At 74.5% G+C, this 13442-nt stretch carries 14 protein-coding genes; 7 read left to right on the top strand and 7 right to left on the bottom strand.

Translation table 11 applies throughout. From position 1 onward, the window contains the following. Positions 1–225: 225 nt before the first annotated feature. The 3 genes from F8279_RS06615 to F8279_RS06605 all read right to left on the bottom strand — a co-directional run bounded on the left by F8279_RS06615 (position 226) and on the right by F8279_RS06605 (position 2744). Positions 226–1422, bottom strand: a complete 1197-nt coding sequence (locus F8279_RS06615; RefSeq protein WP_091424049.1) for a mechanosensitive ion channel family protein — start codon at positions 1420–1422, stop codon at positions 226–228. Between the two features lie 75 nt (positions 1423–1497). Then, complete coding sequence (locus F8279_RS06610; protein WP_091424047.1) at positions 1498–2319, bottom strand: DUF1206 domain-containing protein; 822 nt, start codon at positions 2317–2319, stop codon at positions 1498–1500. A 65-nt stretch (positions 2320–2384) separates the two neighbouring features. After that, a complete protein-coding gene (locus tag F8279_RS06605; protein ID WP_091424045.1) occupies positions 2385–2744 on the bottom strand; it encodes a hypothetical protein in 360 nt (119 codons plus the stop codon). A gap of 98 nt (positions 2745–2842) precedes the next feature. Between F8279_RS06605 and F8279_RS06600 the strand changes: the two genes are divergently transcribed. Next, complete coding sequence (locus F8279_RS06600) at positions 2843–4069, top strand: cysteine desulfurase-like protein (RefSeq protein ID WP_151499394.1); 1227 nt, start codon at positions 2843–2845, stop codon at positions 4067–4069. Beyond that, positions 4066–4353: a GNAT family N-acetyltransferase gene (locus tag F8279_RS06595; protein WP_151499393.1), complete on the top strand. Its 288-nt coding sequence runs from the start codon at positions 4066–4068 to the stop codon at positions 4351–4353. The genes F8279_RS06600 and F8279_RS06595 overlap by 4 nt, the downstream gene beginning before the upstream one ends. A gap of 45 nt (positions 4354–4398) precedes the next feature. Here F8279_RS06595 and F8279_RS06590 read toward each other — a convergent pair whose 3' ends face one another. Next, positions 4399–5898 carry a glycoside hydrolase family 3 protein gene (locus tag F8279_RS06590; protein ID WP_091424036.1) on the bottom strand — a complete coding sequence of 500 codons (1500 nt, stop codon included), beginning with the start codon at positions 5896–5898 and terminating at the stop codon, positions 4399–4401. 139 nt (positions 5899–6037) lie between these two features. Here F8279_RS06590 and F8279_RS30810 point away from each other — a divergent pair, with 139 nt between their 5' ends. From F8279_RS30810 to F8279_RS06570, 5 genes are all read left to right on the top strand, one after another. Next, on the top strand, positions 6038–6160 hold the full coding sequence (locus tag F8279_RS30810) for a hypothetical protein (protein ID WP_255474080.1): 123 nt from the start codon (positions 6038–6040) through the stop codon (positions 6158–6160). Between the two features lie 95 nt (positions 6161–6255). After that, positions 6256–7206 (top strand): TIGR03557 family F420-dependent LLM class oxidoreductase, encoded by a 951-nt coding sequence (locus F8279_RS06585; RefSeq protein WP_151499392.1) that lies wholly within the window; start codon positions 6256–6258, stop codon positions 7204–7206. Positions 7207–7255: 49 nt separating this feature from the next. Then, the gene (locus F8279_RS06580) at positions 7256–8887 is read left to right on the top strand and encodes an ATP-dependent DNA helicase RecQ (RefSeq protein WP_091424030.1); all 1632 of its coding nucleotides are present in this window, start codon (positions 7256–7258) and stop codon (positions 8885–8887) included. A gap of 63 nt (positions 8888–8950) precedes the next feature. Next, positions 8951–9454, top strand: coding sequence for a hypothetical protein (locus F8279_RS06575; protein ID WP_151499391.1), 504 nt, complete (start codon positions 8951–8953; stop codon positions 9452–9454). A gap of 124 nt (positions 9455–9578) precedes the next feature. Continuing rightward, positions 9579–10622, top strand: coding sequence for a helix-turn-helix domain-containing protein (locus tag F8279_RS06570; protein ID WP_091424024.1), 1044 nt, complete (start codon positions 9579–9581; stop codon positions 10620–10622). 173 nt (positions 10623–10795) lie between these two features. Here F8279_RS06570 and F8279_RS06565 read toward each other — a convergent pair whose 3' ends face one another. The 3 genes from F8279_RS06565 to F8279_RS06555 are packed head-to-tail and all read right to left on the bottom strand — an operon-like array spanning position 10796 to position 13426. Further along, positions 10796–11785: a DNA topoisomerase IB gene (locus F8279_RS06565; protein WP_151499390.1), complete on the bottom strand. Its 990-nt coding sequence runs from the start codon at positions 11783–11785 to the stop codon at positions 10796–10798. Further along, positions 11769–12728, bottom strand: a complete 960-nt coding sequence (locus tag F8279_RS06560) for a glycosyltransferase family 9 protein (RefSeq protein ID WP_151499389.1) — start codon at positions 12726–12728, stop codon at positions 11769–11771. Before F8279_RS06560 ends, F8279_RS06565 begins: the two co-directional genes overlap by 17 nt. After that, the gene (locus F8279_RS06555) at positions 12725–13426 is read right to left on the bottom strand and encodes an SDR family oxidoreductase (RefSeq protein ID WP_091424016.1); all 702 of its coding nucleotides are present in this window, start codon (positions 13424–13426) and stop codon (positions 12725–12727) included. The genes F8279_RS06560 and F8279_RS06555 overlap by 4 nt, the downstream gene beginning before the upstream one ends. Positions 13427–13442 lie beyond the last annotated feature (16 nt).

Genomic DNA, 13442 nt, shown 5'->3' with positions numbered 1-13442 from the left:
CGTCATCACCGCGCTGTATGCCCGGAGTCGCCGCCCGTCAATCCTGCGCGGAGCGGCCGGTCCACCCGGCCGCCCGCCGCCGCAATCCGGTGCCGGGCACCGGATCCGGGGCGTGCGCACCACGTCCCCCGCAACCGCCCGGCCAAACCCGTCCGGCCCGAAAGCCGCTCGAACGCGGGAACCCCCGGCGCCGTGGGCGGCCGGGGGTCCCGATCGGGGTACGGGTCAGCGACGTGCCTCGGCGTGCTCCTCCCGGCCCACGAACGTCTCGCTGCGGGCCTCACCGTCGTCGCTGCCGCCGAAGACACGCGCGTCGTCGGGCGCCTCGGTGCCGGCCGGACGGCGCACCGGGCGGCGCGGCTGCATCGCCTGCCAGGGCAGCGGGCCGGTGGTGTCGCCGAACTCGGCGCGCAGCCGGGGCAGGGCGGTCGGGCGCTGGTCACGTACCCAGGTCACCAGGTGCTCGCGGACCAGGCACCGCAGGTCCCACAGGCTGCCCGCGTCGGCGGCGCTGACCAGCGCGCGGGCCTTGACCATGCCGCCGGTCGCGTCGGTCACCTGGAGCACGCAGACCCGGCCGTCCCACAGCTCGGTGCCTTCGCACAGGCGGCGCAGTTCCTCCCGCATCGCCTGCACCGGAACTGCCCAGTCCAGCTCGAACTCGGCGGTGCCGAGTACCGCCGCCTCGGTACGGGTCCAGTTCTGGAACGGCCGGCTGGTGAAGTACGAGGTGGGCAGGATCAGCCGGCGGTCGTCCCAGATCTGCACCACCACGTAGCTGAGCGTCAGCTCCTCGATCCGGCCCCACTCCCCCTCGACCACCACCACGTCGTCCAGGCGTACCGCGTCGCTGAACGCGAGCTGCAGGCCGGCGAAGACGTTGGCGAGCAGGCTCTGCGCGGCGAGCGCGGCGACCGCGGCGATCACACCGGCGGAGGTCAGCACACCGGCGCCGACTCCGCGTACGGCCGGGAACGTCATCAGCATCACGCCGACCGTGAGGATCACGATCACCGCGATGGTGAGCCGGCGCAGCAGCACCACCTGTGTACGCACCCGGCGGGCGTGCCTGTTGTTCGGCACGTCGACCCGGAACCGGGCCAGCGCGGTGTCCTCCGCCACCACCAGCAGCGAGGCCACCAGCCAGGCGACGGCGGCGATCGTCGCCAGCACGAGCGTGTGCAGGACGAACTGCCGCCACGGGCTGCCGACCGCGTACGCGGTGGTGAACCGGACTGCGAACTGCACCGCGGCCACCGTGACCGCGACCTGGAACGCGCGGTGCGCGTGCTCGGTCAGCTCGGTCATCAGCAGCGAGCGGCGGCCGAGGCGGCGGGTGACCCGGTGCACCACCTGGGCCAGCACCAACGCGATCGCCGCCGCGGCGAGCGCGGCGGCGATGGTCACGACGTAACTCTGCACGAACTCTCTCTCCCTCCGACGGGCGGAATCGGGCAAAGGCCCAATGGTGCCCGGCGGCCCGGGTATCGACCAGGATCAGACCTTGCGGTACCGGGACTGGAAGAAGCAGTAGACACCGAACGCGGCGATGCCGAGCGCCATGAGCGCCAGCAGCCACGGCCCGTAGGACTGGTCGCGCAGCGTACGCAGCGCGGCGTCCAGGCCACGCGCCTTCTCCGGGTCGTAGTTGACGGCCGCGAGCACGACCAGCACGCCGGCGATGGCGAACACGGCGCCCCGGGAGGCGTACCCGGCCATGCCGAGCCGACGGGTGAGCTGCCGGGTCTTCGGGCTCATCTCGCCGGTCTTGAGGTTGCGCTCGAACTTCTTCTTCAGGCCGTAGATCACCATGCCGATGCCGAGCGCGGCGAGCGCGAGGCCGGCCAGCCCGACCAGCCACCGGCCGCCGTCGGAGGCCATCAGCTTCTCGGAGAGCTGCTGCTGCTGGTCGGAGGCGTTGGAGCTGGCGTCCTGGAAGACCTTGATCGCGGTCCAGCCGAGCCAGACGAAGACGACGACCCGGACCACCGAGGCGATCCGTTCGAACAGTCGTTCCTTGCCGGTCCGGGACACGTGGCCGGAGATCGCCTCGAAGGCCTGCCAGACCGCCATGGCGAACAGGCCGACCGCCATCGCGATCAGGAGGAACTTCCCGAGCGGCTGTTCACCGAGGGTGCGCAGCGCGCCGTTCTGGTTTCCCTCCTCGCCCGACTTGCCGAAGGCGATCTGCAGCGCCAGCCAGGCGAGGAGGAGGTGCACGATTCCGTAACCGATGAAGCCGGCACGGGTCAACAGTTCGAGCCACCGGCTGTTTCGAGCCTGGGTGGCGGTGGCTCCGGCGTTCCGGGTGAGAGACATGAGCCCTCAATCTCCCGGCGGGCGATTTTCCAAACGTCGCCGCCCGCCGGGACGGCCGAAACGGATCAGCCGGCGAGGTCGCGGGCGACCCGCACCACCACCTGCTGCTCGTCGACGCTGTCCAGGCTGACCTGGAAGCCGGCGACCTCGGTGGCCTGCTGGCCCACCGTGAGCGAGAGCTGTTCCCCGGCGACCTCGACCGTGACCTGGTCGCCGTCGGCGCCGATCAGCTTCGCCTCGACGCCGAGGATCCGGGCGCTGGCCGCCACGCCGCGGTCGAAGGTGATCGTGCAGGCGTCGAGGCCGCAGTCGGTCTCGGCACCTTCGGAGCTGCATCCGGCGAGCAGTGCGGCGCCGAGGGCGAGGCCGGCGAGCAGACCGGCGGCTCGGCGGGCGGGGGCGGAGGTGGCGCGTCGGATCGTCACCCGCCCAAGGATAGGCGGCCCGTTCCACCGCGGCGGCGGGGCGAGCGCGGGGCGGCCACGCCGGGCGGGGTGTCCGTGGTGCGCGCTAGGGTGCCGGGATGGCTTTCGACGTCGCCCGGGTCCGGGCCGCCTACCCTGCCCTGGGCGAGGGATTCGCCCACTTCGACGGCGCCGGGGGCACCCAGACCGCCGCCGCTGTCGTCGAGGCGGTGGCCGGCGCGATGCGCGCCGCGACGGGCAACCGCAGCACCGCCTTCCTGCCCGGCCGCCGGGCGCTGGGCCTGGTCGCCGGGGCGCGGGCCGCGGTCGCCGACCTGCTCGGCGCGCAGCCGTCGGGCGTGGTGCTCGGGCCGAGCGCCACAGCGCTGACGTACACGCTGGCCCGGACGCTCGGCGCCGGCTGGCGTCCGGGCGACGAGGTGGTGGTCTCCCGGCTGGACCACGACGCGAACGTCCGCCCGTGGGTGCAGGCCGCGCAGGCGTCCGGCGCCGCGGTGCGCTGGGCCGAGTTCGACCCGGCGACCGGCGAACTGCCCGCCGGCCAGTACGCCGACCTGGTCACCGAACGCACCCGGCTGGTGGCGGTGACCGCCGGCAGCAACGCGATCGGCACCGTGCCGGACGTGGCGGCGATCGCCAAGATCGCGCACGCCGCCGGCGCGCTGGTGTGCGTGGACGGCGTGCACTCGGTGCCGCACGGCCCGACCGATCTGGCTTCGCTCGGCGCGGACTTCCTGGTGACGAGCGCGTACAAGTGGTCCGGGCCGCACCTGGCGGCGATGGTCGCCGACCCGGGGCGCTGGGAGGCGCTGCGCCCGGCGAAGCTGCTCCCCTCCGCCGACGGGGTGCCGGACCGGTTCGAGTACGGCACGCCGAGTTTCCCGCTGCTGGCCGGCGTGACTGCCGCGGTGGACCACCTGGCCGGCCTGGATCCGGCCGCGACCGGCGACCGGCGGGAGCGGGTACGCGCCGGGCTGGCCGCCGCGCAGGCGCACGAGGAGGCCGTCTTCGACCGGCTGCTCGCCGGGCTGGCCGACCGCCCGTTCGTGACCGTGTACGGCTCACCCGCCCGGCGCTGCCCGACGGTGTCGTTCCGGGTGGCCGGACTGACCCCGGCGCAGACCGCGGCGGCGCTCGGCGCGGCGGGCCTGTGCCTGTCGAACGGTGACTACTACGCCTACGAGTACTTCCACGCCATGGGTCTGCGAGGCAGCGGCGGCGCCGTGCGGGCCAGTGTCTACCACTACAACACCGTCGACGAGGTGGACCGGCTGCTGGCCGAACTGGACCGGCTGGCCGGGCCCGGAGGGAGAATGATCCGGTGAGTTTTCTGGTCGAGGAGAACGCCGCCAAGCGCCGCTTCGAGATCCTGGTGGACGACGCGCTGAGCGGGTTCGCCGCCTACACGCTCCGGGGCGAGACGCTGGTCTTCACCCACACCGAGGTCGACGACCGGTTCCAGGGTCAGGGCGTCGGCGCGGCGCTGGTCCGGGGCGCACTGGACCAGGTCCGCGCCCGGGGCGGCCGGGTGGTGGCGCAGTGCCCGTTCGTGGCCTCGTTCATCGAGCGCCACCCGGAGTACGCCGACCTGGTGGTCGACGAGCCGTGAGGCCCGGCCCGGCCGGGGGACCTCCCCGCCCGGCCGGGCCGGGAGTCAGCGCGCCCCGGTCAGCACCTCGGCGGCGGCTCGCGCCGCGGCGGCGGTGGCGCCGTGGGTGGCCAGGTGCACCGCGCCGGTGACCAGCTCGGGCACGCCCAGCTCGACCACCACCGCGTCCGGGCGGGCGGCGAGCGCCCGGCGTACCGCGTCCCGCATCCAGTCGTGGCGGTGCAGGTCTCGTACCACGAGCACCAGCGGCCGGCCGGCGGGCGACGCGCCCGGGTCGGCCGGTACGGCGTCGGCGGCGTAGCGGGCGGTGGTGGTGCCGGGCGCCAGGTGGGCCAGCGGCGCGGCGATGCCCCACGGCGTCTCCTCGCCGATGGCGATGTTGCGCGGAGGCGCGAACTCCACCACGTGCGCCGGACCGGTCAGCGGCAGCAGCCCGGCGTCGCCGGTGATCCGTACCGCGCGGCGGGCGGCCGCCAGCCCGATCGGTGACCCGTCGGCGGACGGCGGGCCGGCGACCCGGCGGGCGCGGGCGGCAACGCTCCACGCGGCGAGCTGACCGACCCGCTTCGCCGCCTCGGCGAGCCGTTCCTCGGGCAGCTCCCCGCCGATCACCGCGGCGACGATCGCGTCGCGCAGCTCGCGGGCGTCCGCCTCGGTCGCCCGTTCCCCGCCCACGCAGATCGCGTCGGCGCCGGCCACGAGAGCGCGCACCGCGGCGCCGGCGAAGCCGTACCGGTCGGCCACCGCGCGCATCTCCACCGCGTCGGTGACCACCACGCCGCCGAAGCCCATCTCCTCGCGCAGCAGGCCGCCGAGCACGCGCGGGCTGAGCGTGGCGGGCAGCTCCGGGTCCAGCGCCGGCACCAGCAGGTGGCCGGTCATCACCGCCTGCGCGCCGGCCGCCACGGCGGCGCGGAACGGGGCCAGCTCGACCGCGTCGAGGCGGGCCCGGTCGCCGCCGATGCGGGGCAGGGCGTGGTGCGAGTCGACCCGGGTGTCGCCGTGTCCGGGGAAGTGCTTGGCGCAGGCGGCGACGCCGCCGGACTGCAGGCCGCGTACCCAGGCGGCGGTGTGCCGGGCGACCAGGTCCGGGTCGGCGCCGAACGAGCGCACCCCGATGACCGGGTTGGCCGGGTTGGAGTTGACGTCGGCGTCCGGGGCGTAGTCGAGCGTGACGCCGACGGCTGCCAGTTCGGCGCCGAGGTCGCGGGCGACCTCCTCGGTCAGGGCCGGGTCGTCGACCGCGCCGAGCGCGTAGTTGCCGGGACGGGAGCTGCCCCGGGCGGACTCGATCCGGGTGACGTCGCCGGCTTCCTCGTCGATCGCCACGATGACGTCGGGCCGCTCGGCGCGCAGGGTCGCGGTGAGCGTGGCGACCTGCTCGTGGTCGACGACGTTGCGGGCGAACAGGACGACCGAGCCGAGGCCCTCGCCGAGCCAGCGGCACACCCACGGCGGCGGTGTGGTGCCGACGAAGCCCGGTTGCAGGACGGCGGCGGCGAGCGCCGCCAGGTCTCCGGTCGATCCCACGGTCCGCTCGCTCATGTGCTGTCGTACCCCCGTCTCCCCCACGGACCCGCCAGGGCCGGCGGGTGCTGCCATGGTCACACCGCGCAGCTAAATAGTCAACAATCCTTACTGTTAGCCGCTGGCGCCCCGCGACGGCCCGTGGGAGAGTTCCCACATGCCCGCTCTGCCGCTCGCTGACGCCACCAGCGCCGCCGACATCCCCGGCGTACGCCTGCTCGGCCTGGTGGTCGGCGGCCTGTTCCTGCTGATCGCGATCCGGGCCATGTTCCGGCGCTGATCCCGCGCCCGCCGGGTTGGAGCCCGCCGCCGGGGGTAGGGCTTGCCCTGTCCGGACACGACGAAGCCGTCCGGTCGCAGCGGAGAGGGCACACCATGAAGATCGGCTACTTCCTGTCCAGCGAGGAGTACACCCCGGCGGAACTGCTGGCCCAGGCGCGCGGCGCCGAGCAGGCCGGCTTCGAGGCACTGTGGATCTCCGACCACTACCACCCGTGGGTCGACGCGCAGGGCCAGAGCCCGTTCGTCTGGTCCACCATCGGGGCGCTCAGCCAGGTCTGCCGGCTGCCGGTGACCACGGCGGTCACCTGCCCGACCATGCGCATCCACCCGGCCGTGATCGCGCAGGCGGCGGCCACCAGCGCGGTGCTGCACGAGGGTCGCTTCGTGCTCGGGGTGGGCACCGGCGAGGCGCTCAACGAGCACATCTTCGGCGACGCCTGGCCGCAGACCGACGTGCGGCTGGAGATGCTGGAGGAGGCGGTCGAGGTGATCCGCGAGCTGTGGCGCGGCGAGTTCGTCAACCACCACGGCAAGCACTACACGGTCGAGCACGCCCGGATCTACACCCGGCCGGACACGCCCCCGCCGATCTACGTCTCGGGGTTCGGCCCGAAGTCGATCGAGCTGGCCGGCCGGATCGGCGACGGCTACGTCAGCACCATGCCCGACGCCGACATGGTGCGCCGGTTCCGCGAGTCCGGCGGCGGCGACAAGCCGTGCCAGGGCGGCTTCAAGGCGGCGTACGCCGACACCGCCGACGAGGGCGCGCGGATCGCGTACGAGCGCTGGCCCAACGCGGGCGTGCCGGGCGAGCTGTCCCAGGTGCTCCCCTCGCCCCGGCACTTCGAGCAGGCCGCCGAACTGGTGCGGCCCGAGCAGGTGCGGGAGGCGTTCGTCTGCGGCCGCGACGCCGACGCCCACCTGGAGATGATCGACGAGTACGCCAAAGCCGGCTACGACGAGGTCTACGTGGCGAACACCGGCCCGCACTGGCAGGGCCTGTTCGACCTGTACCGGCGCGAGGTACTGCCCCGGCTCCGGTGAGCCGGGCGGCGGTTTCGCGCGGGATCGCCGGGGGTAGCTGAGGCGCTTGATGAAACTGACCACGCACTCCACCAGCCTGCGCCGGGCGGCGCGGAACCTGTTCGGCTGGACCGCGCTGCGGCCCAACCAGCTCGCCGCCATGCGCGCCGTCATGAAGCGCCGCGACGCCCTGGTGGTGCTGCCCACCGGCGCCGGCAAGTCGGCGATCTACCAGATCCCGGCCAGCCTGATCCCCGGCCCGACGGTGGTGATCTCCCCGCTGCTGGCGTTGCAGCAGGACCAGATCGCCGCGCTCAACGAACGGCAGCGTCCGGAGCTGCGCGCGGTGCGGATCAGCTCGGACGAGAGCGCCGCCCAGCAGGCCGAGGCGATCGAGGACATCCGCGCCGGGCGCGCGGAGTTCCTGTTCATCACGCCGGAGGCGCTGAGCAACCCGGACCGGCTCGCCGAGGTACGCGAGCTGAAGCCGGCGCTGGTGGCGATCGACGAGGCGCACTGCATCTCGGCGTGGGGTCACGACTTCCGGCCGGACTACCTGGCCCTCGGTCACCTGATCGACGGTCTGGGCCGGCCGCCCGTGGTGGCGCTCACCGCGACCGCCTCCCCGCCGGTACGCGACGACATCATCGCCCGGCTTCGGCTGCGCGAGCCGGAGGTGGTGGTCTCCGGGCTGGACCGGCCGAACCTCTTCCTGGAGGTGGCCCACTGCCCGACCGAGGACTACCGGTGGCGTCGGCTCATCGCGCTGCTGAGCGACGACGAGCGGCCCGGCATCATCTACGTGCCGACCCGCAGGGCGGCCGAGGAGCTGGCCGAGCGCCTCACCGGCGCCGGTTACCCGGCCGACTTCTACCACGGCGGCATGCCCACAGCGGCCCGGCACGAGTTGCACGAGGCGTTCCTGGCCGACCGGGTGCCGATCATGGTGGCCACGTCGGCGTTCGGCATGGGCATCGACAAGCCGAACATCGCCTGGGTGGCGCACATGGCGCTGCCCGACTCGCCGGACAGCTACTTCCAGGAGATCGGCCGGGCCGGACGCGACGGCTCGCCCGCCCGGGTGCTGCTGCTGTGGCGCTCCGAGGACGTCGGCCTCCAGCGCTACTTCAGCGGCGGCCTGCCGGACGAGAAAGAACTGACCGAGCTCGCCGCGGTGCTGCGCGGCAAGGCCCGCAACCGCAAGGAGCTGCGCGAGCTGACCGGCCTCGGTCCGCGCAAGCTGGGGCAGTACCTGTCCCTGCTGGAGCAGGTCGGGGCGGCCGAGCCACGGGCCAAGCAGCGTATCGGCGCGCCCCGGTACGCCCCGGCCGCCGCCGAGTCCGGCCGCGCCGCGCTGGCCGAGGCGGAACGGCAGCAGACCGTGACCCGGTCGCGTACCGACATGATGCGCGCGTTCGCCGAGACCACCGGCTGCCGGGGCCAGGCCCTGCTGGCGTACTTCGGTGAGCAGATGAACGAGGTCTGCGGGCACTGCGACAACTGCCACGCGGGCACCAGTGTGGCGGGTGACGGCGCCGTCGGGCCGTTCCCGGTGCACAGCCAGGTACGCCACCCCGAGTGGGGCGCCGGCCTGGTGCTCAGCTACGAGGAGGACCGGATGACCGTCCTCTTCGACGAGGTGGGCTACAAGACGCTGTCCGTGCGCGTGGTGTCCGAACAGGGCCTGCTGGAGCTGGACTAGCCTGACCCGGGCGCCGCGGGGGCGCCCGTCGACAACGACGACCACGGCGAAAGGGGCCTGATCGTGATCGAGCAGCCGGCGTACACCCGGTTCGGCGTCTCCGACGAGGAGTGGGGACTGCTTGTGGGGCTGCCGCAGTCGGTGCTCACCGCGGCGGCCGCCGCCGAGTCCGACGGCACCCGCCGCACCATGGCCGAGAACGCCGCCGGGCTGGAGACCATCGCCGCCGGCCGCGAGTCGGCCAGTCCGCTGGTCGCCGCGGTGGCCGGTGAGATCGTCGACCGGGTGGGCGACCCGGAGACCGGCGCGGAGCTGCCGGTTCTCACGCCGCAGGATCCGAAGGCGACGATCGAGGACGTGCTGGGCCGGGCCGGGCAGGCGTCCGCGCTGCTCGCCGCGCGGGTGGACGAGGGGCAGGCCGGAGCGTACCGGCACTGGCTGGTGGAGATCGCCGAGCAGGTGGTGGGCGCGGCCTCCACCGGCGGCATCCTCGGTCTGGGCGGCGACGCGGTGACCGATTCCGAGCGCCGGTTCCGGGACCGGCTGGCCCAGGTGCTGAACGACTGAACGGACTCCTAACAGAAGGCTCGCAGGTCCGTCAATGACGGACATCACGCCCCACCGGCGTCGCTTTCGGGCCCCGTGGGGCGTCCTGCTTACAGCAGGAGTGACGAGCCACGGGGGGTCGTTGATGGACGGGAAGCTGCAACGTCAGGTCCTCGACACGGAGGTGCTGCCGCCACCGGAGCGCTTCGGCATGTGGCTGGACATGATGGCGAGCACGCCGACGCCGCTGCGGGTGCACACCGCGCACGCCGACGACTTCGTCGCCCGGGCCGAGTTCATCGACCTGGGCCGGATGCAGCTCATCCGCTACCGCTACCCCTCGGTGGACTGCGTGCGCACCTCGAAACTGATCCAGCGCTCCGACCCCGACTACTACCTGCTCGCGCTGACGCTCAGCGGGACCAGCCAGGCCGACCAGGAGGGGCAGCGCGCCCGGTGCCGCCCCGGCGACCTCACCTTCTACGACTGCTCCCGTCCACACGAGGTCAGTCACCACGCCGACGCCGCCGGGCCCGGGTACGCCCGGTCGATCGTGGCCCTGATGCCGTACGACGCGCTGCCGTTGCCGCCCCGCCGGCTCGCTCCCCTGTTCGCCGGCCGGATGTCCGGCTCCGAGGGTGTCGGCGGCCTGGTCGCCGACTTCCTCGTCCGGATCACGACGAACCCCGAGCAGTACCACGCGGCCGACGCGGAGCGGCTCGGCGCCGTCGGCCTGGACCTGGTCGCCACGCTGCTCGGCCGCAACCTCGTCTCCGAGGACGCGGTGCCCACCGAGGTCCGGCGGCGTGCCCTGCTGGCCCAGGTGCGCGCGTACGTGCGCCAGCGCCTCGGCGACGCCACGCTGGACCCGGGCGCGGTCGCCGACGCGCACCACATCTCGGTGCGCTCGCTGCACCGGCTCTTCGAGGACGAGGAGACCACGGTGGCCGCCTACATCCGGGACGAGCGACTGGCCCGGTGCCGTCGTGACCTCGCCGACCCGGCGCTGAGTGACCGCTCGATCCAGGTCATCGCCGCCCGCTGGGGTTTCCGGGACAAGGCGCACTTCAGCCGGGTCTTCCGGGCCGCGCAGGGTGAGACGCCGCAGACGTACCGGGCTCGTCACCTGGAATCGGCACGGATCGTCAACAGCACGGCATCCGCCGTCAACCTGTCCCGTACATACTGAAACCTGGGCCACCGCTCGCGGTGGCCCACGGATATCGGGGGGCCGGGCGTGGCGTCCGCGGCGGTCCCGGCCGCGGGCGGCCCCGCCCGGTAGGTGCCCCCGGACCGCACCGGCGGCCGAGGTTTCCGGCCCCGTCGTGCATCCCCCCCAGGACCGACGGGGCCGGTCGGCGGTCAGCCGGCCTCCTCCTCCAGCAGCGCCAGCACCGACTTCTCCACCGCCTCGCGCGGCATCTCCGGCTGCACCGGCGCCAGAACCCCGTCGTGGTAGAGGTCGACCACGCGCGGGTCCACGTACGAGGTCCGGGCCACCGTCGGGGTGTTGCCGAGCAGGTCGGCCACCGACCGCATCACCGCCGCCACGGCCCGCTTGCGGGCGGTCGCGGAGCGCTGCGGACCGACTGTGGCCAGTTCGGCGGCGGCCAGTACCGTCGCGTGCCAGGTGCGGAAGTCCTTCGCGGTCATCTCGCCGCCGCTGGCGTCGCGCAGGTAGTCGTTCACCTCGTCGCTGCGCACGTCGCGCCAGGCCCGGCCGTCCCAGTAGCCGAACAGCCGTTCCTGGGCGCGCCGGCGGCGGCGCAGGTTGAGCAGCACCCGGCACAACTCGGCGTCCTCGATCCGGCGGACCTGGTCGATGCCGCCCTTGGCCGGGAACTCGAACACCACGCAGCCGCCCCGCGAGCGGGCGTGCTCGGGGCGCAGCGTGGACACCCCGAACGTGGGGTCGTCGCCGGTGGCGTACTGGTCGCTGCCGACCCGGAACGCGCCCATGTCGAGCAGCCGGGCGACGGTGGCCAGCACCCGCTCCCGGCGCAGTCCGCGCAGCGACAGGTCCTGCGTGACCCGGTCGCGCAACGCGGGCAGCCGGTGGGCCACCTCCAGCACGTGGTCGAACTTGGCCTCGTCGCGTTTGCGCCGCCAGCGCGGGTGGTAGAGGTACTGCTTGCGGCCCGCCGCGTCGATGCCGGTGGCCTGGATGTGACCGTTCGGGTACGGCGAGATCCACACGTCCCGCCAGGCGGGCGGGATCACCAGCTCGCGCAGCCGGGCCAGCTCCCCGGCGTCGCGCACAGGCTCGCCGGCCGGGTCGAGGAACAGCCAGCCCTTGCCACGCCGCCGGCGCGCGTACCCCGGCCGGCCCGGATCGCTACGCCGCAACCGCACCGGAGACCCGTTCCACGTCGACCACCGCAGCCACCACCTCGTCGATCCCGATGGCATCCAACGTCGGGTGGGTTCCTACCCTGCCCGACCCGGTCGAATCCCGGTTGACGGTGGTGCGCTCGACCGCACCCAGCGCCCGGTGCCGGGGCCGGTCCGGCGGTGGACCCCAGTGCGCGGCCGGCACCGGCCCGAACAGCACCACCGACGCGGTGCCGTAGCCGGTGGCGAGGTGGGCCACGCCGGTGTCCCCGCTGACCACCAGCCGCGCGCCTGCGACGAGCGCGGCCAGCTCGGCCAGTCCGGTCCGGCCCGCCAGCACCGCCGCCGGCGGCAGCCCGGCGTCGCGGGCGACCCGCTCGGCCAGCGCCCGCTCGTCCGGCGAGCCGGTGACCGCCACCCGGTGCCCGCGCGCGGCCAGCTCCCGGGCCAGCCCGGCGAACCGGTCCGCCGGCCAGCGCTTCGCCGGGATCTTGCTGCCCGGGTGCAGCAGCGTCACGCCGGCCGGTACGCCGGTCACCGCCTGACGCCGCAGCGCCAGGTCCCCCGGGTCGGCCGGCAGGCCGTACGCGTGCAGCAACCGGCACCAGCGGCGGACCTCGTGCTCGTCGTCGTCCCAGACCGGGCCGTCCGGGTGGCCGGCGTCCGGGTTGCGGTGGGCGAGCAGCCGGCCGGGGCGGACGGCGGCCAGCGCCCGGTGCGACAGCGGCCCGCGGCCGTGCAGGTTGACCGCCACCTCGGGCGGCGGGCCGGTCCAGGCGATCCGGTCCGGCCCGGTGGTGGGCAGCACCCGGTCCACCGCCCCGGTCAGCTCCGCGAGCGGCGCCAGCCAGGCCGGGGCGGCGAGCACCAGCTCCCGGCCCGGCAGGCCGGCGCGCAGGCCGCGCAGCGCCGGCACGGCGGTGGCCAGGTCGCCGACCCCGAGCGCCCGCAGCACCAGGATCACGGGTACGAGGACTCCTGCGCGGCGCAGACCACCATCTCGCGTACCGCGCAACCGGCCGGCTGGGACAGCGCGAACATGACGGCGGCGGCGGTGTCGGCCGGCTCGTTGAGCACCGCGTCCGGGCCGGGGCGGTACTGCGCGTCCCGCTCGTCGAAGAACGCGGTCCGCATCCCGCCGGGGATCAACAGCGTCACGCCGACCGCGCCGGCCAGTTCGGCGGCGAGCGCCCGGGTGAAGCCGACCACCCCGAACTTCGCCGCGCAGTACGCGGTCGCGTCGCTGACCGCCTTCACCCCGAGCGTGGAGGCCACCGTGACGATGCTGCCCCGGGACGCCTCCAGCCAGGGCAGCGCGGCCCGGATCACCGCGGCCGTGGCGAGCAGGTCCACGGTGACGATCCGCTCCCAGGTCTCCGCCGGGATGTCGGCCAGCTTCCCGGGGACGTCCATCCCGGCGGCGGTGACCACGGCGTCCAGCCCGCCGGAGCGTTCCGCGAGATCGCGGGTGGCGGCCTCGGCGGCGCGGGTGTCGGCCAGGTCGCACTCGGCCCAGGGCACCCCGTCGGCGGGACGCTGCCGGTCCAGCACCAGCGGGCGTCCGCCGGCGCGGGCCACCGCGGCGACCACGGCCGCGCCGAGCCCGCTGGAGCCGCCGGTGACCAGGACGGTCGGCCCGGCTCCGGGCGCGCCGGCGCTCACGCCGCCACCGTCGGAC

This window comes from Micromonospora sp. AMSO1212t (assembly GCF_008868145.1).
GTDB classification, from domain to species: domain Bacteria; phylum Actinomycetota; class Actinomycetes; order Mycobacteriales; family Micromonosporaceae; genus Micromonospora; species Micromonospora tulbaghiae.
The sequence above is the reverse complement of the archived record's forward strand: the minus strand, read 5'-3'. Positions and strand labels throughout refer to the sequence as shown.

Excerpts from the sequence above, each read along its gene's own strand:
- F8279_RS06610 (WP_091424047.1), bottom strand. The coding sequence starts at position 2,319 with ATGTCTCTCACCCGGAACGCCGGAGCCACCGCCACCCAGGCTCGAAAC.
- F8279_RS06600 (WP_151499394.1), top strand. The coding sequence starts at position 2,843 with ATGGCTTTCGACGTCGCCCGGGTCCGGGCCGCCTACCCTGCCCTGGGC.
- F8279_RS06590 (WP_091424036.1), bottom strand. The coding sequence starts at position 5,898 with ATGAGCGAGCGGACCGTGGGATCGACCGGAGACCTGGCGGCGCTCGCC.
- F8279_RS30810 (WP_255474080.1), top strand. The coding sequence starts at position 6,038 with ATGCCCGCTCTGCCGCTCGCTGACGCCACCAGCGCCGCCGACATCCCC.
- F8279_RS06585 (WP_151499392.1), top strand. The coding sequence starts at position 6,256 with ATGAAGATCGGCTACTTCCTGTCCAGCGAGGAGTACACCCCGGCGGAA.
- F8279_RS06580 (WP_091424030.1), top strand. The coding sequence starts at position 7,256 with ATGAAACTGACCACGCACTCCACCAGCCTGCGCCGGGCGGCGCGGAAC.
- F8279_RS06570 (WP_091424024.1), top strand. The coding sequence starts at position 9,579 with ATGGACGGGAAGCTGCAACGTCAGGTCCTCGACACGGAGGTGCTGCCG.